This window comes from Microvirga sp. KLBC 81 (genome assembly GCF_003075415.1).
Lineage (GTDB): Bacteria > Pseudomonadota > Alphaproteobacteria > Rhizobiales > Beijerinckiaceae > Microvirga.
In genome coordinates, this window is the sequence record NZ_QDAH01000237.1 from 1 (window position 1) to 1431 (window position 1431).

General features: G+C 66.7%; 2 protein-coding genes. Both read left to right on the forward strand.

Annotation, left to right across the window (positions count from 1 at the left end; all coding sequences use genetic code 11):
* Window positions 1-432 (forward strand): alpha/beta hydrolase (locus tag DC522_RS33460; RefSeq protein ID WP_116532690.1); only part of this gene is annotated, 432 nt, incomplete at its 5' end.
* Between the two features lie 54 nt (window positions 433-486).
* Window positions 487-1431, forward strand: a 945-nt coding sequence (locus DC522_RS33465; protein WP_133239459.1) for a ring-cleaving dioxygenase, incomplete at its 3' end; no start/stop codon positions are given.

A 1431-nucleotide genomic window follows, 5' to 3' on the forward strand; every position in this document is an offset into this window, starting at 1 on the left:
CGCTTCTTCCGTCGCCTGCGTGAGGGCGTGTTCGACGAGGAGGACGTGCGCCGCCGGGCTCACGAGCTGGCTGACTTCATCGCCCAGGCGCGGGAGTCATACGGCCTCGCGGCACCCATTGCCGTCGGCTTCTCGAACGGAGCCAACATCGCCGCGGCTGTGCTCCAGCTCAGGCCCGAGGCGCTGGCCGGGGCCGCCCTGCTGCGGGCGATGGTGCCGTTGCAGGACCCGCCCATCGCCGATCTCACCGGCAAGCCGGTGCTGATGCTCTCGGGCGCCTCCGATCCCATCGTGCCGGCGGAGAACGCCAAGCGGCTGGCATCCCTCCTACAAACGGCAGGGGCCACCGTCGAGCACCGCGTGCTCCCGACGGGCCATGGGCTGTCGCAGACCGACGTGGCCCTCACGAAGGCCTGGATCGACCAACTCTAAACATTCCCGGGAGGCAGGCTGACCAGCCCACCTCGCCTGACAAGGACATCAATCATGCAACTCACCGGCATCCATCATCTCACCGCCGTCACCGGTAACGCCCCGGCCAATCACGCCTTCTACACCAACACGCTTGGCCTGCGGCTCGTGAAGAAGACCGTCAACCAGGACGACGTGACCGCCTATCATCTGTTCTATGCCGACGGGCGCGGCTCGCCCGGCACCGACATCACCTTCTTCGACTGGCCGGTGGAACGCGAGCAGCGCGGTACCCACAGCATCACGCGGACCGGCATGCGCGTTTCCGGCGTCGAAACGCTCACCTGGTGGAGGCAGCGCTTTCAGGATCTCGGCGTCACTCATTCGGACATCGTCGAGCGCGACGGTCGGCTCACCCTCGATTTCGAGGATTTCGAGGGCCAGCGCCTGAGCCTGATCGATGATGGCGGACAGGGTGAGGAGGCGCATCCGTGGGAGCGCAGCCCGGTCCCGGCCGGGCATCAGATCCGCGGCCTCGGGCCGATCACGATCAGCGTGCCCGATCTTCACTATACTGAACTCGTGCTCACGAAGATCATGGGCATGACGCGCGTTCGCGACTATGCCACGCTGGGCAACGAGGAAACCCGCACTCACGTCTATCAGATGGGGTCGGGCGGGGCGGCCGCCGAGCTGCATGTGTCCGTCGAGCCCAACCTTCCGATCGCCCAGCCCGGGGCAGGGGGCGTCCACCATGTGGCGTTCCGCATCCCCGATGCTGATTACAAGGCCTGGGCGGAGCGGCTCAACCACGTGCGCATGCCGTCGAGCGGCCCGGTAGACCGGTTCTGGTTCCGCAGTCTCTATTTCCGCGAGCCGAACGGGATCCTGTTCGAGATTGCCACCGACGGGCCGGGCTTTGCCACCGACGAGTCGATGGAGCATCTCGGCGAGACGCTCTCGCTGCCGCCGTTCCTGGAAGGCCGGCGCCAGCAGATCGAGGCAGATCTGCGGCCGTTG